The organism is Micromonospora sp. WMMD737 (assembly GCF_049179055.1).
GTDB classification, from domain to species: domain Bacteria; phylum Actinomycetota; class Actinomycetes; order Mycobacteriales; family Micromonosporaceae; genus Micromonospora; species Micromonospora reichwaldensis.
This window is the reverse complement of the sequence record NZ_JBMHMH010000001.1, coordinates 33,228-52,742: the sequence shown is the minus strand read 5'-3', so window position 1 is coordinate 52,742 and position 19,515 is coordinate 33,228. Positions and strand designations below refer to the sequence as shown.

Below are 19,515 nucleotides of genomic sequence, written 5' to 3'. Positions count from 1 at the left end.
CCCCATCGGTCAAGATCGATCACAAACTGCAACCACAAATATCACTAAAGCTACCCAATCACCTTCACCAGAAACACACTCCGTGACCGTTTGGAGTCCAGCCAACCCGACTTACGGCTAATGCCCACAAGTTAAAGCGAATCGGACGCCGCCATGAATGCGATTCCGCGAAGACACCATCGGTGCAGACAACAGTAATCGTCATCTCGGTCAAATCATCGAATTCAGGCCTGCCAGCAACCAGCCGACCAGTCGGCCACCGAATTGAGACTGTTCGTCGACAGGATCCTGATCTCCGGCGGATTGAGGTAACGAGGCCGCAACGCCGATCTCCCACGAACCGAGAAGCCACCCCCGGCAGCTAACTCAATCCGCTACGCTCCTCCCAAGCACACTTCTTGCTAGATGAAGTGCACTTCACTGGCGATGCAGAGAGCTAAGCACGGACTACGCAGCGGCGTCAACTACAGTTCCGGGTTACGGCTACGAGTGGCTGCAGTTGGGAGGCTCCATGAAGAACACACCAGCCGACCAGACCGAGGCCGCGACCTCCGACCTTATCCAAGGCAGACTCCGCGCCCTCTTCGCCGCCAGCCCTCCAGGCCGACCGCCATACACAGAACACGAAGTCGCGGTCGCACTGACCAAAGCCGGCCACAGAATCACCGCAAACGGCATCCGACACCTACTCAGAGCCGAACGCATCAACCCCAAAGCATCGACACTCCGTGGCCTCGCAGAGTTCTTCAACGTGCCAGTCGGCTACCTCCTAGGCGACAGCAGACAACCCGAAGAGCCCAACCCCCAGATCCGCCTGATGACACGATCAATCACGATGCTCTCACCCGCCGCACAAGACGGCCTTCAAATGATCATTGACAACCTTCTTCGAGTTGAAGAGGGCGCACGGGGCACTGAAAGCAAGAGGCACCCACAGCGATCCGATTGAGCCCCCGCAAGCACCACCCATAGCGCCACTGTTCGCCCTCCTGCCGTGGGCCTCGCAAGCCGCCGACCGAACGATCGCCGCTCACCCAGCAGCGCTCGCCACACACCAGCGCTACGATGAAGCAGCACCTCGCCCACTCGGTTTCGGATGAGGATCTCGCAGAACCTAGTGATGCAAAATCGACTTGTTGATCTTTAGCGTCGCAGGTCAGCAAGTCTGCTCCCCGCGCATGCGGGGGTGGTCCCCAGGGGTGCTCCCGCTGGGGCGCGATGTCGTCCTGCTCCCCGCGCATGCGGGGGTGGTCCGGCACTGCCCGAGATCCGCGCGCACCAGAAGGACTGCTCCCCGCGCATGCGGGGGTGGTCCGTAGGTGACGACGATGACGACGCCAGGCGAGCCCTGCTCCCCGCGCATGCGGGGGTGGTCCGGTGCGTGAAGAGGCGTGGGACATCGCGGCCAATGCCGGCCCGCGCCGCCGCGTACTGCTCCCCGCGCATGCGGGGGTGGTCCCCGCGATGGACGTGGTGGGAGCGCCCGCCACGCCTGCTCCCCGCGCATGCGGGGGTGGTCCGCCCCCGACCCGCCAGGGCCGAGGGCTCGTCGTCTGCTCCCCGCGCATGCGGGGGTGGTCCCCGAGGATGGAGACGCGACCGGTGACCAAGGTCCTGCTCCCCGCGCATGCGGGGGTGGTCCGTCAGCGGCACCACCACGAGCAGGGGATGGGCGCTGCTCCCCGCGCATGCGGGGGTGGTCCCTCCGACAGCGTCTCCAGCACCCGCAGCGTCCCCTGCTCCCCGCGCATGCGGGGGTGGTCCTGATCCGCACAGCTGTGGCGGGCACGTCCAGGGCTGCTCCCCGCGCATGCGGGGGTGGTCCGAAGTTGGGCGGCAAGGTGGTCCGGTCGTGGCCCTGCTCCCCGCGCATGCGGGGGTGGTCCGTCGCTGGCGTCGGCGGTGCCGGTGGTGGCCTTCTGCTCCCCACGCATGCGGGGGTGGTCCCCGCCACCATCGACAGCGACGCCACGTCAGCCCCTGCTCCCCGCGCATGCGGGGGTGGTCCCATGAAGGGGCCGGGACATGGCAGAGGACAGCACCTGCTCCCCGCGCATGCGGGGGTGGTCCTGCCGGCCGTAGCCCGACCAAGGTCTTGCATGACTGCTCCCCGCGCATGCGGGGGTGGTCCTGGCCGCCGAACGGAACTACTGGAAGGCGGTGACTGCTCCCCGCGCATGCGGGGGTGGTCCCGGCGCCGCGAAGGGCTTCAACACGGCGAAGGGCTGCTCCCCGCGCATGCGGGGGTGGTCCCGTGTTCTTGGCCGACAACGTGCGGCCGTACCCCTGCTCCCCGCGCAAGCGGGGGTGGTCCGGACCCCGCGTGCCCGTGTGGGGAGTACCAGGCCTGCTCCCCGCGCATGCGGGGGTGGTCCCGAAGCGGCTCCGCCCGCACATCGCCAAGGCGACTGCTCCCCGCGCATGCGGGGGTGGTCCGACAACGACATCCGGGCCACCCTCGGGGCCGTCCTGCTCCCCGCGCATGCGGGGGTGGTCCGATTTCCGGCCCCGGCGAGTTCCGGAACTGACCCTGCTCCCCGCGCATGCGGGGGTGGTCCGACGGCCGTCTGGAACCTGCGCACGGGGCAGACCTGCTCCCCGCGCATGCGGGGGTGGTCCCGCGAACGGTCCCGTCGTGTGGCTGGACGTCGTCTGCTCCCCGCGCATGCGGGGGTAGTCCGCCCCTGAACCCGAGCCCGATTAGCAGCGTTCTCTGCTCCCCGCGCATGCGGGGGTGGTCCGGAAGGCCCCCTGACTCTCGGAGTTTCCCGAGGCTGCTCCCCGCGCATGCGGGGGTGGTCCCGTGTAGGCGCCGTCGTCGGACGGCTCGACGTGCTGCTCCCCGCGCATGCGGGGGTGGTCCGCCGGCGGCGTCACGCACCAGGGTGTCGAAGACTGCTCCCCGCGCATGCGGGGGTGGTCCCTGCGCCGCCGTGAAGACGCTGTTCGCGACGGCCTGCTCCCCGCGCATGCGGGGGTGGTCCCTGCGCCGCCGTGAAGACGCTGTTCGCGACGGCCTGCTCCCCGCGCATGCGGGGGTGGTCCCACGATGCCCTCCACCTCCTGGACCCGCGCGATCTGCTCCCCGCGCATGCGGGGGTGGTCCGTGCTGGACGCGATCGGCAAGGGGGCCGACGAACTGCTCCCCGCGCATGCGGGGGTGGTCCCGACGGCCCGCTGCGGCCGGTACGCACCTCGACCTGCTCCCCGCGCATGCGGGGGTGGTCCCGATTTCGTGCTCGGCACCGCCAACCACGTCGTCTGCTCCCCGCGCATGCGGGGGTGGTCCCCGCAGGTGGATGCACTCCCGCTGCTCGGGAGTCTGCTCCCCGCGCATGCGGGGGTGGTCCTCCTCGTCGACCGACAGCTCACCGCGCTTGATCCTGCTCCCCGCGCATGCGGGGGTGGTCCTACTCGATCTTCCGGCCCCTGGTGGTGAAGCTGCTGCTCCCCGCGCATGCGGGGGTGGTCCGGTACGTGTCGATCCACTTCCGGATGCGGGCCTCTGCTCCCCGCGCATGCGGGGGTGGTCCGGTGTAGAGGTTGTGGGTCACCCCGCCCACGCGCTGCTCCCCGCGCATGCGGGGGTGGTCCGTGCCCGTTGACGAGGGGCAGGTGCACGACGTCCTGCTCCCCGCGCATGCGGGGGTGGTCCGCTCCAGTCGGTCATCAGGACCACGCCGAAGAACTGCTCCCCGCGCATGCGGGGGTGGTCCTTCGACGTTGCCGGTCACCACCAGCGGCGCGGCCTGCTCCCCGCGCATGCGGGGGTGGTCCCGGTGGGCGGGGCATGTCTCCTCCTCGGAGAGTCTGCTCCCCGCGCATGCGGGGGTGGTCCCGGCCACGGGGCAGCTCGGCGGTTGCGGTCGACCTGTTCCCCGCGCATGCGGGGGTGGTCCCTTCGCCGTCGACAACCGCTGCGTCAGGCCCGCCTGCTCCCCGCGCATGCGGGGGTGGTCCTTCGAACGGAGTCCGGCTGGCGCACGGAGCATCCTGCTCCCCGCGCATTCGGGGGTGGTCCCTTCGCCGTCGACAACCGCTGCGTCAGGCCCGCCTGCTCCCCGCGCATGCGGGGGTGGTCCTTCGAACGGAGTCCGGCTGGCGCACGGAGCATCCTGCTCCCCGCGCATGCGGGGGTGGTCCCGCAAAGCCGAAGCCCGCACCATCGCCGCCGCCCTGCTCCCCGCGCATGCGGGGATGGTCCGTCGCGGTTGTTCCTGCCGTGGGCGGAACGCATCTGCTCCCCGTGCATGCGGGGGTGGTCCCGCGTCGTGGTCGCGTACCAGTCGGGGATTACGCTGCTCCCCGCGCATACGGGGGTGGTCCCGGGGTGCCCAGCGGCACCTGCAAGAGCCCGTCCTGCTCGCCGCGCATGCGGGGGTGGTCCCACGGCGGCCACCGGCCGCACCACCGAAAGGACCTGCTCCCCGCACATGCGGGGGTGGTCCACCGTGGATGACCTGGTGACGTGGCTGCGTGCCCTGCTCCCCGCGCACGCGGGGGTGGTCCCGGGTTCTCGCCATCCTCGCCGTCGCCCCTCACCTGCTCCCCGCGCACGCGGGGGTGGTCCCCCGGGCGCGGCCACCGCGTGGCCGGTCTGGACCTGCTCCCCGCGCACGCGGGGGTGGTCCCAGGCCCTCCTGGAAGGCCAGGAACCGGAGGGTCTGCTCCTCGCGCACGCGGGGGTGGTCCTTGGATCGTGGAGATCCAACTGAACGGGGCATCCTGCTCCCCGCGCACGCGGGGGTGGCCCGCGCGAGGCGATCCGCCAGGGCCGGATCCGCCGCTGCTCCCCGCGCACGCGGGGGTGGTCCGGAGACGAAGTGGCTCGACGGTGAGTGCTTCGTCTGCTCCCCGCGCACGCGGGGGTGGTCCCCACGGCCCGCTCTTGATCTTCACGTACCGGGCCTGCTCCCCGCGCACGCGGGGGTGGTCCCCGGGTCGGCGCGACGTACGTGCCGTAGGTGACCTGCTCCCTGCACACCCGGGGGTGGTCCACGCAACGGCACGACGGTGTTCACGACGCATGCCTGCTCCCCGCGCACGCGAGGGTGGTCCGCCGGAATTTCCATCCCCGTTGCCCTCGTCACCTGCTCCCCGCGCACGCGGGGTAGTCCACCCCACCCCGGCGAGTCCGTGCGTATGGCCGTCTGTTCCCGTGCACGCGGGGTGGTCGAGCTGGGCGTCGAGGTCGAGGAAAAGGGCTGCTCCCCGCGCATCCAGGGGTGGTCCGGGCTTCGCTTGACCCCCTCGTGAACTGGGTTTCTGCTCCCCGCGACTGCTCACCACACACGCGCGGAGGCGGTCCCGCGCTGGCGAGACGTCCAGTGGGTCCGCGTCGCTGCTCCCAGCGCATGCGGGATGGTCCCGACCAGCTCGTGCGGTATGCCGGGTGGCAGGACTGCTCCCTGCGCAGGCGGGGGTGATCCGGCGGCCCCGATGTCCCGGCCATGAGCGGCGGTCTGCTCCCGCCCATGCGAGGTGATCCCAACACCGTCGCCGTCCGCGGCCCCCGCGCACGCGGTAGTTATCCGATCGCGCTAGGCACGGAGAGCGTACGGGGGATTTGCTCCGCGGGGGGTAGCCCTCTCCGCCCCGACATCGCTGCGGCCCTGCTACCGCGCACCGATGGGATGGTACGTCGCAGATGACGGCGACGACGCCGTGCCACGCTGCGCCCTGAGCGCGGGTGATAGAGCGGCTGATGGGCCCCGCGGGGTGAGGTTCTGCTCCCGCGAACGCAAGGCTGATCGCTGATCGCGCCGTACCCGCGTGACGATCTTGCTTCCCAGCACACGCGACGCCAAGAGTCCTCGAGCTCTCGTACCTATCGCTGCACGCCAGGCACACAGGGGTCTCCCCAACCCGAACTCGCCCCATCGACTACGTGTCGCATTCTCACCGTCGACCAAGGATGGATCGCCTTGCCTGTTGGCGTCCTCTACGCTGGTCGCCCACGGCGCCCGAACCGGCGGCGCTTGGCCGCCTTGCTCCAGCCTCCAGCGATCGCAGGGTTGACCATCGGGTCAGCGGGGCGCCGCATCAGGGTCACTCCATCCACATCTACCGGAATCCAGTGATGGTCGTGGGCGAGGAACGATAGCCGCTGTTCTCCGCGGACCTGGAAGACCATCAACGCCCTGCCCGCACCAGCCATGTCGATAACGCGAGCCCATAGCCTGTCGCGTACACGGGTGCTTACATGCCCGACGTACACGCCAGCGGAGATCTCGAACAGCCACTGCGTCAGATGCCCGCGCAGTCCGGGCGGGCAGGCGGTGAGGATGATGACGGTCACCAGAAGTCGACCTCGCCAATGTCGGCGTAGTTTCGACCTGCTGTCAGTTCGATGCCGGTGTCATCCCAGAGGCGTAGGGAATCTTCGTCCTCGATCTCACCGCCGGGCTGGGGTTGAAGCAGCAACATGCGGATGTCACGTACACACCGCGCGAGGATGGCTCCGTCGTGCACGCGGTCACGTACCGCGCGTCGGGTGTCGGTGCCGATGTCGGTCGAGCCGCTTGCCACCACGTCGAAGGCAACGGGGATTGTTATTTCAGCCTTGTACAGGTCAGCGATGTCGTACACGAAAGCGCGTTCGTGCCCGGTGTGAACGAAGCCGAGACCAGGCGCGGCTCCAAGCGCGACGATGACCGTGTGCACGATGCCGTACAGGCAGGCGTGGGCGGCCGACAGCGCTTGGTTGATGGGGTCGCTGCCGGCAAAGTCGGTCCGGTCGTAGTCGCGGTGGCGCCAGGCGACACCAGTCCGCTCGGCATGCTCACGGTATGTCCGGCGGACTCGTGCGCCCTCTTTGCCGCGCAGTTGCTGCATCGTGAGGTTGGCGGTGTTCTCGCCGGGGAAGCGCATCGCGTACATGGTGCGGGCTACGGCGAGCCGGCGGTCTCGATGGCTGACCGCAGCGGCCTGCGCGACGAGCAGACGGCTGGACGCCGCGAGTGATCGTCCGTGCGCGTAGTAGCGCACGCCCCGCTCGCCGACCCAGACGGCGGTGGCTCCATGGTCGGCGAGCAGGGCGATGGCCTGGTGGGTGATGCTGGTGCCGGGCCCGAGCAGCAGCACACCCACCGAGGCAGCCGGAATGTGCACAACGCCTTGATCATCGGTGGCGGTGATCGCGTTGCTGTCCCGGTGGATCACGCTGCGTTCGAGGTAGAGGAAGCTGATCCGGTCCTCGGCTCGGGTAAGGTCGCCGAGCTCGGCTGGCGGCACGCCTGGGATCTTCATCGGTCAGCCCGGATTCAGCCTGCGGGAGCGAGAGTCAGCAGGCCGCAGCCGTACGCCTTCGCATGTCCGATCCCGCTGGTCAACGCTCTGCGAAAGGCGTCTGCATCGGTAACGTGGAGGATGCCGTCGTAGGTCACCGTCGTGAGAGTGACAGCGCCCATGCCTCGTCTGAAGGTTTGCGTCTGGCGGCGGTGCAGCCGCAGGTTAGGGCGACCGTCCTGCTGGGTCGCCAGGGCGAAGCCGTTCCGGGCGGCTCGGCTGGCCAACCATCCGACCTGATCCTCTTCGCGAAGGTAACCGAAGCGCTGTGTCTCCTTGGCGTCGGTGGTCTTACGCCCGTTGTGTGTGGGGTTCGCGGTGAGCCGAAACGCCCAATCCTGGCCGGGACGAAGCGAGCCGAGCAGCCCGCCGTAGTCGCGGGTTACCCAGGTCTCCGTGGTGGGCCAGCCGGCCTGCTCGACCAGATGGGTGAGGTCGGGTCGGCCGGGGCTGACGATGTAGAGGTGGACGGTGGCGGTGGCTGGGGTGTCGAGCCGCCACAACGTACGGGTGCCGTCCCGTTCGTGGTCCTCCGCGACGGCGAAGGCGGCGCGGACCGCCGCGTGCATGGCATGTGGTGAAGAGAGCAGCTTCCGTGCACCTCTGCGAGCGGGGTTGATCTGAAATCGGGTGAGGAATGCTCAGCCTCCCAGCAGGCTCAGCGGGTCGTGCTCGGCGACGCCGGCCCGTTCCGCGAGGTCGTTGGTGACGTCGACGTGCCGGCGCAGCACCGACCGCCAGGTGTGCTGCCGATGTGCGGGATCGAAGCTGACCGGCTCGTCGGGCAGGGTCTCCGTGACCGGCTCGCCGGGCCGGGCGTCGCGGATGATCTCCAACCGGACCGTGCGGGCCGCTTTGCGGCGGTGCCACTCGGCGGCGAGCCACGGCCATGACGTCAGGGCGTCGTCGACAGTGCCTTCGTGTACGCCGAGGCTGATCGGGAGGGTCGGCGGGCACGAGCGGCGACCGAGATAGAGCGGAAACCGGGGCCGTTTGAGTGCCTCCATCAGACCGTGCAGAAGCTCCTGCTCACCGCTGACGGCGGCGAGAAAAGCGGCGTCGGAGAGGTAGAAGCGGTAGGTGAGTGGCGCGCTGTCGCGTCCGTCGAGAGAACGGGCGGTCTGGAAGTCCCGCAGGATCTGCCCGGGCTGGTCCAGCCGTACCCCGAACTCCAGGCCCAGCAATTCGGTAAGCGGCTCAGTGCGTCGGATGCCCTTGGCGGCGGCGAGCAGGCCGATCACTCCGCTCTTGGTCGGTGCGACCTCGGTGCCCCGGCGAGCAAACCGGCTGGACGACCCCCACGACTGGAGTGGGCCCGCCAGCCTCAACAACAACACACTCATGCTGGCTGTCCGAGCGCCACAGCGACCTGCTCTCCCACTCCGGTGACCAACTCGCTGAAGCTGACCGCCTTGCCGAGGTCGGCCAGCACCGCGGTCTTGTCACCGACCTGGGTGACCCAGCTGCCGACCGGCCGCTCGCCGAACGCGTTCTCGACGGCCGTGGTGTGCTTCGCCAGTGCTGCTGCGGCCAGTTCGATTCGCCCGGCCGCGTGCGTCTCCCGCACGGGCGTCTCGAACGCCCCGACCAGGTTGATCGCTTGCGTGTCACGCAGCCGCACCAGCACCGCGTCGGGCAACGTACGGTGGGCGAACGTGTTCTGCTTGCCAGTCGGCATGCTACGCGCGAACGCCGTCAGGAACGCCTCGACCGCAGCTCGGGTCGCGCCCGCGTCGCCGAGGGTGCGGTGCAGCGCGTCCACGTCGACGGTCGCGTACCGGTACAGGGTGGACGAGTTGAATTCGATGGTGCCGATCATGCCCGCGCCGGTCTCGGCGGCGTCCGCCTTGCGGTCGTCGACGGCGGTGAAGTAGTCGAACTCGTTGTCGACGGCGTGCACGCTGATGGCGTGGGCCACCTGGCATGCGGCGTCGACGTTGATGTCTGTCATGTCGGCCACCATCCGGCCGAACATCGCGATGTCGACTGAGTGTTCGGTGTTGGCCAGTGCCTTGAACCGGTTCTTGTCGAGATTGGTGCCGGCTCGGGAGGCTTCCAGTGCTGCGGCGGCGAGGTTTTCCACCTGCCGGTGGCTCAGGAACATGAGGTAACCGGACTCGACGTCCTTCGCCTCGCTCTTCTTCTTCTCCGCCTTGGCGAGGCCGGCAGCCACGAAGACCTCGGCGGCCAGCGTGGATGCGGCCTCGTCGGACAGGCTGGGGTCGAGGGCCTTGATCCGCGCCGCGAGGGACTCGCCCACGCGCTTGGTCCGTTCGCCGAGCTGGGAGCGGTCGAGCAGGCCTGCGAACGCTAGCCGGATTGCGCGCTTCCATGCCTGGCTGGACACCCGCGCGCGCCGTACGCCGCCGTAGACGGCGGTCTTGGGTGAGCCGGTGTCGTCTCGGTTGAGGTTGCTCGGTGGCACCGTCTGCAGCGCGTAGACGTCAATGATGGTGCGGCTCATGACAGGTTCTCCTCGTGGGCGTCGGTGGCGGGGGTCTCAACGTCAGTGCTGGGCCGGCTGCGGAAGAACTCGCGGCCCCAGATGGCCTGGACCTGAGGCCGGCCGGTGGGCAGGCGCAGGGTCTGCAGGTCGTCGGCGAGCAGGCCGTAGTCGAGTGGGATCTGCGGTTCACGCAGCATCGTGATCAGGCTGCGCAGGTGGTAAATGCCCTCGTGGTAGGTGCTGGCAGTGCCGAGCGCGGCGAACCGGCGCCGTACACCGTCTGGCCCAGCCGACACGCGGACGAGCTCAGCCAGGGCCTGGCCAAGCCCTCGTCCATCCAAATGCATCCGTTCCCGGCGCGACTGCTGATGCAACGCGTACAGGGTCACCGCGTCATGCATGGCGTACTCGGCGTCGGTGGCAACGGCATCGTCTGCCGGCCGGTAACCCAGCAGGTCTTCCGGGACCTGCAGGTAGCGCTCGAGCGTGTAGTCGAAGCCTGGTGCCCGACCAATGCCGCGCCGCAGCCGGGCAAGTGCGCTGACCGCCTCCGGCTGGGGCGCCTCACGCAACAGCCGCACCTGCAGGGCACTGACCGTCCGTGCGACATGTTCGCCGAGGCCTCTGCGACGGCGTGCCCACGGTCTACGTGCCGGGGCGTCCGGCCGGCTGGTCTCTGTCACTGTCATACTGCCTCCTCCTGCCTCTGATGCTCGAGTTCAGCCGCCATCGGCAGCGCCTTGGCCAGACCGAGGCGGAACCACGCCTCCGCCTGCGAGCTCGAGAAATGCACATCCCTCCCGGCGCGATCGACGCCAGGCCGGCCGGCCCAGGCCGCCGGGCCGGCAGCGGCGACCATGTCACTGCCCAGCCGTTTCACGGCCCGCCGCACCAAGCGCTGCCACGAGGCTCGCTCGGCCACCGGATCGCTGTCCGGTCCGAGCCGTGCCAGCCAGTCCCGGAACGCGCGATCCAACAGGGCGTATCCACGTTCAGCCGCGCGTTCGGCATCGCCGCTGTCGATGTCCCGGCTACCGGCGGCGCGCACCAGGTTGTCGGCGAGCCGGCGTAGCACCTTCACTGCGGACTCGGCGTCGCCGGCAGCGTCGACCGCCGCCGCACGCAGGGCGGAGTCCTCGACCAGCAGCAGCACGTTCATGGTCAGCGCGTCGCTGAACACCTCGTCGACGACCGCCTGCTGGGTGCCGTAGGTGACGCTGGTGGCGCGCGTTCGTGCCTGGAAGTTCGACCCGACAACCCCGGTGACGGTCAGCCGGGCCAGCCACTGCACCACCATCGGCGACAGCCGCTGTGGCGCCTCGGCGCCGGGAAGCGGCGGCGCCGGCAGCAGGGTCTGCAGCCCTCGCCACAGCGCCCGGCTGTGGTCGTGCGGCCGGGGCAGGTAGATCGGGGTCCGCTTCTGCTCACGCTCGCGTGGCCCGCTGCGTCCCCAGACGCTCATCGGCTCCAGCAGGTGTCGATCCTGCCACTCCAACCGATCACCGTTGGAGATCATGGCGCCGGTAACGCCACCAGCATCGCCGAACAGCCGGATCCGTCGTGACTGCCAGGTGTAAAGACTGAGCAGCCCGTGCGGGCCGCGTGCCGAGTCTGCCTCCTCGACGGCCGTCTGCGGCTCGCGCTCCCACACCGGCAGGTCCCGCTCGTCGGATACCTGCCAGCCGGGCGCGATCGGCACCAGATTGAGCAGCAGCGTCTCCAACAGGGTCGCGCCCTCGATGTGCACGCCGCCCAACGCCCCGAGCGACGCCACCCCGATGGGATAGCCCCGCCCACCTTTGACCCGCGGGTCTCCGACCGCTCCCGTCTTGATTCCGGAGGGGTCGTACGCCTGGCAGTGCACCACCCAGCGGGCCGCCTCGGCCAGCGCAATCGACTCCATGCCCTGTCCGGCGCGAGTCGTCAGGAACGGCATACCGTTCGGCACGTCGGCGATGAGGCGCTCAAGTCCGTACGTGTTGTTCTTGGCCGCCCGCAGATCGGCCACCTGGTAGAACGGGTGCTCCGGATGCAGCAGATCGAACCGGTCGCGGAAGACGCCGAGGTAGTCGGCAATGTCGGCGACCGGCAGCCGCCGGTCCCGCCACAGTGCCCGCCAAGCGGCCTCACCCGGTGGGCCGCCCGTCGTCCGGTGCAGGATCGCCAACGCGAGCCGCAAGATCGCGAACGTCTGCGTGGGCAGTTCACAGGCAATCATGCGGACGTCGCCGGCCTGTTCGAACAGGCCGAGCAGCGACACGTCCCGTCGCTGTCCCTCGGCGTCCAGTACCGGAATCCACGCCTCGTCTACCAGCGAAAATCCGGCTGGGTGCGGTAGGCCGCTCACTGGCAGCACCTCCTTTGCGTCTACGGTCGAAGGGAACTCAGGTGTTGGCACGGGTAACGCGCAGCCCTTCCTCCGGGTGGTAGTGCAGGTCGAAGCCGGCCACCGTGGCGGTCCCGTCGGTGTCGATGTCGAGCACTAGCTCGCCGGCCAGCCAGTGACTGTCCTGCCAGGCGCTGAGGTCGGTACGCCGTTCCAACTCGGCGATCACCTCATCGATCACGTCCGTGGCAGTCATCGCGCGCGGCAGTGGTGAAGTGACCCCCTGAAGCCGGACACCTCCTGACTTGGCATTCTGCCGAGGAGGAGGAAACGCTGTGGCTCGACAGAGCAAGTACCCCGAGGAGTTCCGGCGCCAGGCCGCGGCATTGGTGCTCGACTCCGGTCGCCCGATCCGTGACGTCGGTCGGGAGTTGGGCGTCAACCACGAGACGCTGCGCAACTGGGTCGACCGGCTGCGGCAGGAGCGCGACGGCGGCCGGCCCAGCGACCTGGCCGCTGACGAGCGGGCCGAGCTGATCCGGTTGCGGCGCCAGGTCGCCCAGCTGGAACTGGAGAAGGAGATCCTGAAAAAAGCCGCGGTCTTCTTCGCACGCGAGACGGAGCGGTGAACCGTGCCGACGTGTACCGGTTCATCGACGCGGAGAAGACCACCTACCCGGTCCGTCTGCTCTGCCGGCTCCTCGGCGTCGGCCACAGCGCCTTCTACCAGTGGTTACGCGCCGGCCGGCAACGCGCCACCGACAGAGAACGCCACGACCACGCCCGGGTCGAGCTGACCCGGCAGGCCTGGTCGGAGCACCGCGGCGTCTACGGCGCCCGCCGGCTGACCGCAGAGCTGCACGAGCGCGGCCACCGCTGGAACCGCAAAGCGGTAGCGAGGCTGATGCGCCTGGCCGGCATCGAGGGCGCCCACCGGCGCCGACGCGGCAAGCCCCGCCGCAAAGCCGCCTCGACCGCGACCGCCCCGGACCTGGTCCAGCGGCAGTTCAGCACGACCGCACCGAACCGGCTCTGGGTCGCCGACATCTCTTACCTGCGCACCTGGGAAGGCTTCCTCTACCTCGCGGTCGTGGTCGACGCCTACTCCCGCCGCGTCGTCGGGTGGGCAATGGCCGATCACCTGCGCACCGAGCTGATCCTCGACGCCGTCGGCATGGCCATCCAGCACCGCCGACCCGCCCGCGAGCAGCTGGTTCACCACTCCGACCGCGGAGCCCAGTACACCTCGTTCGAGTTCGGCCGCATCCTGCGCTCCTGCGGCGTCCTGGCCTCAATGGGTTCGGTCGCCGACTGCTACGACAACGCCATGGCCGAGTCGTTCTTCGCCACCCTCAAGACCGAGTTGGTCTATACCCGGGCCTGGCCATCGCGGCATGAACTGGAGATGGAGGTGTTCTCCTACATCGAGGGCTTCTACAACCCTCGCCGTCGGCACAGCCGTCTGGGTAACGTCAGCCCCGACACCTACGAGAAGCTCCACCAAGAGTCCCTGACAGACATCGAGGTGTCCGGCCGATAGGGGTCACTTCAGCTGTCCGGTCTCAGCGAGGTTAGCGGGTTCTCGGCGAGTTGACAGGCTTCCCGATGAGTGTGCGTGTATTTGGTCTCGACCGGCAGTCAGCTGTGTGCCGATCGGGCACTACGGCGCGGCGACTGTTGCGGCAATGGCCGCGTACTTGCGGTCCGGGCGGTCCGGGGACTGCTGCTGCAAGCGCTGAAGTTCGGTGAAACCAGCCTTTGCCAGGCGGGCAGAGAATGTGTCTACGGGCCAGCGGTATGCCGTGTGGACCTTGTGGTCGAACGCGGCCACATCGTCGTCGCTGTCGAAGAAGCCGATCACCAGGTTCCCGGAAGGAGGCAGCATCCGGCGGAACTCGGCGAGTACCGCATCCAGCTCCGATGGCGGTAGGTGGATGGTCGAGTACCAGGAGAGGATGCCTGCCACCGAGTGGTCGGGAAGGTCCAGGTCCGTCATTGATCCGAGCTGGAACGCCGGCCCGGGAAAGTGGGTCCGGGCGTAGCCGATGAACTCAGGTACCAAGTCGACGCCGGTCACGTTGGCGCCGAGCGAATGCAGGTAGGCGCTCCAATGCCCGGGGCCGCAACCGAGATCGAGCACGGCGCCGTCCAAGCCGACGAGGTGGTCTCGGACAAGGGCCGTGTCATCCACGTGGGCCTGCCAGTCACCATCGAACAGGGCGATGTACTGCTCGGACATGTGCGAGTAGGCGTCGCGGACCGGCTGGTTGCTCACGGCGCCACTCTAAAGTCTGCCCGCGTTCCGCCCCGAACCCAGTACGCGTCCGGGTTGAGGTGGCACGTCCGGTACGGTGCCGGGGTGCTGCGCGCGGTGCCGGGCCTGGGTGGGCCGCTGACGGCTGAGTTCGAGGTCGGCTACGTCGGCGCCGAGGGATCGGAGGTCCGCACCTCCTTGATCGACTCGGCGGGGGTGCTGTTCGAGCTGGTCAAGCCGGTACGCGGCTTCCCGTCGTACAAGCGGCAGCGCAACTTCCCGGGCTTGTGGTGGTCGTCGACGACCGGCGCTCACGTCGGGTACGAGTCGTGGCTGGAGCGCGATCACCTGATGCTGCTCGACTTCGACCCGGCGGTGGCCGGGATCACGTCGCAGCCGTTCTGGCTGTTCTGGAACGACGAGGCTTCCGGCCGGCGCCGTTCGCACGCGCCGGACTACTTCGCCCGGCTGGCCGACGGGCGGGGCCTGGTGGTGGACTGCCGACCAGTCGACCGGATCAAGCCGCGTGACGCTGCGGCGTTCGCCGTGACTGGCCGGGCGTGTGAGCTGGTCGGATGGGAGTATCGGCTGGTCGGCGCGCCGGAGCTGGTGATGGTGCGCAATGTGCGCTGGCTGGCCGGTTACCGGCATCCGCGGTACCGGCTGCCGGCGGTGGGCGCGGCGTTGCGGGAGGTGTTCGCCGAGCCCGCGCCGTTGATGGACGGTGCTGGTGCGGCGGGTGAGCCGATCGCGGTCCTGCCGGTGTTGTTCCACCTGCTGTGGTGCGGTGAGCTGGCCTGTGACCTCGGGGTACGGCTGCACGAGGCGACCATCGTGACCACGGCCGGGGCCTGCTGATGGGCGCGGGCAAGTTGCCGGTGCTGCGTGTCGGGGAGTGGGTGCGTTTCGACGGCGACGAGCACCAGGTGGTGGCGCTGGCCGGCACGTCGGTGCGGCTGCGCTCGCGGGGTGGGGTTGCGCAGGTGGTGCTGCTGGCGTTCCTGCTCGCCGCCGCGGACTTCGAGCTGCTCGACGAGCAGCAGGCGGTGCCGGCGGTGGAACCGCTGGGGCTGCTGGAGACCCTGCCGCACGAGGTGCTCGAGCGGGCCCGGCGCTGGGAGCGGCACCTCGTCGAGGTGGTCACCGGCCGGGCACCGGAAGCGCCGGAGGGCGCCGGGCCGCGGCCGGGTTACGACCCAGCGGCGAGCACGCTGAAGGACCGCGACGCGGCCAAGGCCGTCGAGCTGAGCGCCGCCGGGCAGCCGACCTCGGCGCGGACGGTGACGCGGATGCGGCTGCGCTACGCCGAGCAGGGCCTGTGGGGGCTGGTCGACCAGCGATACACCCGCGGCAGCGACCCGGTCGGCCGGGCCGAAGAGCGGCTGGTCACGGCGATCCGCGCCGAACTGGACGCGCAGACGCACGCCTCGACGGGCACCCGCGGGCGCCTGATGCGACGGGTGCGCACCGCGCTGGACGCCGAGCACGGGCCCGGGGTGGTGCCGATTCCGGGTCGCAGCGCGTTCTACGAGCTGGTCGGCGTGCTGGCCGGCGGGCGGCACTCGTTCGGCGCGGCGACCACGCGCCGGTCCCTGGCCAACCGGCCGGTTGCGCCGTTCACCCCGACGTTCGCCACCCGGCCCGGTGAGCTGGTGCAGATCGACTCCACGCCGCTGGACGTGATGGTGCTGCTGGACTCCGGCGTCCCCGGCCGCCCCGAGCTGACGATGGTCGTCGACGTGGCCACCCGCACCATCGCTGCGGCGGTGCTGCGCCCGGCCGGCACCAAGGCCGTCGACGCCGCGTTGCTGCTGGCCCGCACGCTGGTCCCTGAGCCGATGTGGCCCGGCTGGTCGGCCGCGCTGCGCATGTCCGCCTCCCGGCTGCCGCACACGCGGCTGCTCGACATCGACGCCCGGCTGGAGACCGCCGCGGCCAAGCCGGTGATCGTCCCGGAGACGATCGTCATCGACCACGGCCGGGTGTTCGTCTCCGAGGTGTTCTCCCGCGCTTGCGACCGGCTGGGCATCTCTATCCAGCCGGCCCGCAAGGGCACCCCGACCGACAAGCCGCTGGTCGAGCGGCAGTTCTCCTCTATCGCCAGCCTGTTCTGCTAGCACGTCGCCGGCTACACCGGTGGCAACGTCACCCGCCGCGGCGACCGGATCACCGACGAGCCGCTCTGGAGCCTGCCCGAGCTGCAAGACCTGCTCGACGAGTGGATCGTCGCCGGGTGGCAGCACCGGCCCCATGACGGGCTCCGCGACCCGCACGCGCCGCGCCGGGCGTTCAGCCCGAACGACGCCTACGCCGCGATGGTCGCCGTGTCTGGCTACCTGCCCCTGACGCTGTCCGGGACCGACTACCTGGAGCTGCTGCCGGTGCACTGGCGCCACGTCAACGAGTACGGCATCACCATCGACCACCGCACCTACGACGACGACGCCCTGCCCCACGGCGAACGCTCCACCGTCGCTGAGCAGGGCGGGCGCTGGGAAGTGCACTACGACCCCTACGACCTGTCCCACGTCTATGTCCGCACCCCGGCCGGCTGGATCACCGCGGCCTGGACGCACCTGCCGATCGTCAGCGCGCCGTTCGCCGACTTCACCTGGCGCCACGCCCGCCGGATGGCCGCCGCCCGCGGCCTGCCCGACGACAACGAGACCGAGGTCGCCCGGGTCCTCGACGAGCTGCTCACCCGCGCCGGCAACGGGCCGCAGAACAAGGCCACGGCCCGCGTCGCGGCCCGCACCCGGGCGGCACGCCGCCGGGTGCTGCCCGAGGCGCAGGTCATCGACCTGCCCACGCCCGCACCCGCACCCGGCGCCGGGCCGGCGCCGGTGGAGCCGTTCGGGCTGTTCGACGTCGACGCCGAAGCCGAGCGCTGGCTATGACCCGGCGCAGGGCCACAGTCCCGGCTCCCGTCTCGGTGCGCCTCCGCCGCAAACGTCCCTTCCGATTGAGAGGCAAAGGCCACGCCCCGATGGAGCACCTGAGCCAGCCCGACCAGCCCAAGCAGGTCCTGGCCGACGAGCCGTTGACCACCAAGGAGGGCTGGGCGCGGTTCGTGGACCGTCGGCCCACCCCGCCGGCCGCCGGCGACGGGACCGACACCGACGACGCGCGCATCGACTACCTGTCCGAGCTGGTCATGGTCAACACCCCGGTCGTTGCCGAGGTCGTGGCGACGGCACGGCGCTTGGTGCTGCTCAACCGCCGTCAGCTGTCCGCACGCCGCGGGCTGATCGTCACCGGCGTCCCGGGCACCGGCAAGACCACCGCAATCACCGCGCTGGGCCGCACCCACGAAGTCGCGGTGCGTCGCCGGCACCCGCACGAGAAGAACCGGCTGCCGGTCGTCTACGTCACCGTCTCGCCCGCGGCCACACCCCGGATGCTGGCCGTCGAGTTCGCCCGCTTATTCGGTCTGCCGCTGGGCCGCCGGGCCAACATCACCGACGTGACCAACGCAGTCTGCGCGACCGCCGCTCACGTCGGTGTCGAGCTGGTCCTGGTCGACGAGGTGCACAACCTCAACCTCGCCACCCGCGCCGGGGCCGAGGTGTCCGACCAGCTCAAATACTTCGCCGAGCGGCTGCCCGCCACGTTCATCTACGCCGGCGTCAACGTCGAACGCGTCGGCCTGTTCGCCGGCCCCCGAGGTCAGCAGCTCGCCAGCCGGTTCACCACCATCCCCACCACCGCGTTCGCCTACGGCACCGCCGACCAACGCGCCGCCTGGCACGCCCTGGTCGCCAGCCTGGAAGCCACTCTGCCGCTGCGCGCCCACCAGCCCAGAACGCTCGCCGCGCTTGACGAGTACCTGCACCGGCGCACCGCCGGCATGATCGGCAGCCTGTCGCACCTGGTCCGCGGCGCCGCCATCGACGCCATCCTCGACGGCACCGAACACCTGACCCGCGCCCACCTCGACCGGGTCCGCCTCGACCACGCCGCCGAGGCATACGCCGCGACCCACCCCAGCCCCGCACCGGCGCCACGGGCGCCGGCCGCCACGACCGCATGATCCGAAGGTTGCCGATCACGGTTCGGCCTGCCCAGCAGGAAACCGTCACCTCCTACGTCCGGCGCCTCGCCGCACTGCACTCCATCGGCTACCGAGACCTCTGGCAGCACCTCAGCGCTTCGGTGCCCTACAGCGGCACCAGCAAGCGCCGCCAGCTCATCGTCGCGCAGCGGCTCGTCGCCGCAACCGGCCACCAACTCGCCGCGCTCGCGCACGCGATGCCCGAACTGCGTGACCCCGCCCCGCGCTGGCGGGAGTTGCGTCACCTTCCCCAACGGGCCTGCCCCGTCTGCACCGCACGGCACCCGGGCGGGCCGGTCGTCCGGTTCTTCGCCCACCACGAGTTCGTCTGCACCCGCCACGGCTACTGGATCGGCCCGCCGGTCCCCACCATCCCGGACCTACGTCCTCGACAGCTCGCGCGGCTGGTCCTCGAACTCGTCACCGCGCAGCGACGGCACACTCGGCTGCTGCGCCGCCGAGGCTGGCGGCACGTCTTCAACGCGTTCGACGTCTCCATCGCCGTCTGCGTCGACCGGCGGTTTCAGCAACGTATCGACTTTCCCGGACGCCGCAGTTGGCAGGAACGCATCGACCTGCTCATCCCTACCCGCACCCGGTTCAACACCTCGGTGTTCCTCGCCGCGTTCTACCCCGAGATCGTCAACCTTGCGCGGCTGTTCTGCTCGCCTACGTGGCGGGCCGTTGCCCGCCGGGCGCTGACCTCCGCGGAGCACCGGCTCACCATCACCGCCGAGATCAGCCGGCAGATCGGACCTGAGCCCGTCCCCCATGACTGGCCCGTCACCCAGGAGTGGACCGGGTACGAAACAGACCGTTGGCTGCGGGCGATGGCCGGCCTGCCGGATGTCGTCGTGCCCAACCGCACGTTCCCGCAGACCCGCCGGGTCACCTTCGACGGCGTCCCGGTCAACCACGCCACCTCCGACGAGACCCTCGCCAAGAAAGCCAACAAGGAGTTCAACAAGCGCCGCCATGTTCCGAGCTGGGCGCTACCGAACTACGCCGACCGGCCCACCAACCACGACCTGCCGCTCGACTACCAACCCGAGCCCGAACACCACCCACGCCTCAGCCTGTCGCAACTGCTGGACGCACTCATCGCCGACAGTGCCAAGTAGATCCGGACGACTAACCTGATCTTGTCCGCG

At 69.8% G+C, this 19,515-nt stretch carries 16 protein-coding genes, 1 pseudogene and 1 CRISPR repeat array; of the genes and pseudogenes, 8 read left to right on the top strand and 9 right to left on the bottom strand.

Features of this window, described 5'->3' with window-relative positions:
• Positions 1 to 511: 511 nt before the first annotated feature.
• Positions 512 to 949: a hypothetical protein gene (locus ACN27A_RS00280; protein ID WP_421448787.1), complete on the top strand. Its 438-nt coding sequence runs from the start codon at positions 512 to 514 to the stop codon at positions 947 to 949.
• A gap of 216 nt (positions 950 to 1,165) precedes the next feature.
• Positions 1,166 to 5,058: direct repeats of the CRISPR family, unit length 28 nt; unit sequence CTGCTCCCCGCGCATGCGGGGGTGGTCC.
• Positions 5,059 to 5,941: 883 nt separating this feature from the next.
• Here ACN27A_RS00280 and cas2e read toward each other — a convergent pair.
• The 8 genes and pseudogenes from cas2e to ACN27A_RS00240 form a co-directional block, all read right to left on the bottom strand.
• A complete protein-coding gene (cas2e, locus tag ACN27A_RS00275; protein WP_421448784.1) occupies positions 5,942 to 6,298 on the bottom strand; it encodes a type I-E CRISPR-associated endoribonuclease Cas2e in 357 nt (118 codons plus the stop codon).
• The gene (cas1e, locus tag ACN27A_RS00270) at positions 6,295 to 7,248 is read right to left on the bottom strand and encodes a type I-E CRISPR-associated endonuclease Cas1e (RefSeq protein ID WP_421448782.1); all 954 of its coding nucleotides are present in this window, start codon (positions 7,246 to 7,248) and stop codon (positions 6,295 to 6,297) included. The genes cas2e and cas1e overlap by 4 nt, the downstream gene beginning before the upstream one ends.
• A 14-nt stretch (positions 7,249 to 7,262) precedes the next feature.
• Positions 7,263 to 7,913 (bottom strand): annotated as a pseudogene (gene cas6e, locus ACN27A_RS00265) (type I-E CRISPR-associated protein Cas6/Cse3/CasE); the annotation flags it as partial.
• A 15-nt stretch (positions 7,914 to 7,928) separates the two neighbouring features.
• Positions 7,929 to 8,630, bottom strand: coding sequence for a type I-E CRISPR-associated protein Cas5/CasD (gene cas5e / locus ACN27A_RS00260; protein ID WP_421448781.1), 702 nt, complete (start codon positions 8,628 to 8,630; stop codon positions 7,929 to 7,931).
• Positions 8,627 to 9,751, bottom strand: coding sequence for a type I-E CRISPR-associated protein Cas7/Cse4/CasC (gene cas7e, locus ACN27A_RS00255; RefSeq protein ID WP_421448778.1), 1,125 nt, complete (start codon positions 9,749 to 9,751; stop codon positions 8,627 to 8,629). Before cas7e ends, cas5e begins: the two co-directional genes overlap by 4 nt.
• Positions 9,748 to 10,422, bottom strand: coding sequence for a type I-E CRISPR-associated protein Cse2/CasB (casB, locus tag ACN27A_RS00250; RefSeq protein ID WP_421448777.1), 675 nt, complete (start codon positions 10,420 to 10,422; stop codon positions 9,748 to 9,750). The genes cas7e and casB overlap by 4 nt, the downstream gene beginning before the upstream one ends.
• Positions 10,419 to 12,080: a type I-E CRISPR-associated protein Cse1/CasA gene (casA, locus tag ACN27A_RS00245; RefSeq protein ID WP_421448776.1), complete on the bottom strand. Its 1,662-nt coding sequence runs from the start codon at positions 12,078 to 12,080 to the stop codon at positions 10,419 to 10,421. The genes casB and casA overlap by 4 nt, the downstream gene beginning before the upstream one ends.
• A 37-nt stretch (positions 12,081 to 12,117) precedes the next feature.
• Positions 12,118 to 12,411: a hypothetical protein gene (locus ACN27A_RS00240; protein WP_421448774.1), complete on the bottom strand. Its 294-nt coding sequence runs from the start codon at positions 12,409 to 12,411 to the stop codon at positions 12,118 to 12,120.
• On the opposite strand from ACN27A_RS00240, the gene ACN27A_RS00235 reads away from it, so the two are divergent.
• Positions 12,395 to 12,688 carry a transposase gene (locus ACN27A_RS00235; RefSeq protein WP_013289208.1) on the top strand — a complete coding sequence of 98 codons (294 nt, stop codon included), beginning with the start codon at positions 12,395 to 12,397 and terminating at the stop codon, positions 12,686 to 12,688. The two genes, ACN27A_RS00240 and ACN27A_RS00235, sit on opposite strands and share 17 nt — an antisense overlap.
• An 11-nt stretch (positions 12,689 to 12,699) precedes the next feature.
• Entirely contained in the window at positions 12,700 to 13,599 is a 900-nt protein-coding gene (locus ACN27A_RS00230) for an IS3 family transposase (RefSeq protein WP_421448771.1), read from the top strand.
• Positions 13,600 to 13,719: 120 nt separating this feature from the next.
• On the opposite strand, the gene ACN27A_RS00225 is transcribed toward ACN27A_RS00230, so the two are convergent.
• Positions 13,720 to 14,298, bottom strand: a complete 579-nt coding sequence (locus ACN27A_RS00225) for a class I SAM-dependent methyltransferase (RefSeq protein WP_077938073.1) — start codon at positions 14,296 to 14,298, stop codon at positions 13,720 to 13,722.
• Between the two features lie 90 nt (positions 14,299 to 14,388).
• On the opposite strand from ACN27A_RS00225, the gene ACN27A_RS00220 reads away from it, so the two are divergent.
• From ACN27A_RS00220 to ACN27A_RS00200, 5 genes are all read left to right on the top strand, one after another.
• The gene (locus ACN27A_RS00220) at positions 14,389 to 15,171 is read left to right on the top strand and encodes a TnsA-like heteromeric transposase endonuclease subunit (protein ID WP_421448769.1); all 783 of its coding nucleotides are present in this window, start codon (positions 14,389 to 14,391) and stop codon (positions 15,169 to 15,171) included.
• Complete coding sequence (locus ACN27A_RS00215; protein ID WP_421448767.1) at positions 15,171 to 16,430, top strand: hypothetical protein; 1,260 nt, start codon at positions 15,171 to 15,173, stop codon at positions 16,428 to 16,430. Before ACN27A_RS00220 ends, ACN27A_RS00215 begins: the two co-directional genes overlap by 1 nt.
• A gap of 207 nt (positions 16,431 to 16,637) precedes the next feature.
• Entirely contained in the window at positions 16,638 to 17,210 is a 573-nt protein-coding gene (locus tag ACN27A_RS00210) for a Mu transposase C-terminal domain-containing protein (RefSeq protein WP_421448765.1), read from the top strand.
• An 89-nt stretch (positions 17,211 to 17,299) separates the two neighbouring features.
• Positions 17,300 to 18,343 carry a TniB family NTP-binding protein gene (locus tag ACN27A_RS00205; protein WP_421448763.1) on the top strand — a complete coding sequence of 348 codons (1,044 nt, stop codon included), beginning with the start codon at positions 17,300 to 17,302 and terminating at the stop codon, positions 18,341 to 18,343.
• An 8-nt stretch (positions 18,344 to 18,351) separates the two neighbouring features.
• Entirely contained in the window at positions 18,352 to 19,485 is a 1,134-nt protein-coding gene (locus tag ACN27A_RS00200; RefSeq protein ID WP_421448761.1) for a TniQ family protein, read from the top strand.
• The last annotated feature ends 30 nt before the right edge of the window (positions 19,486 to 19,515 follow it).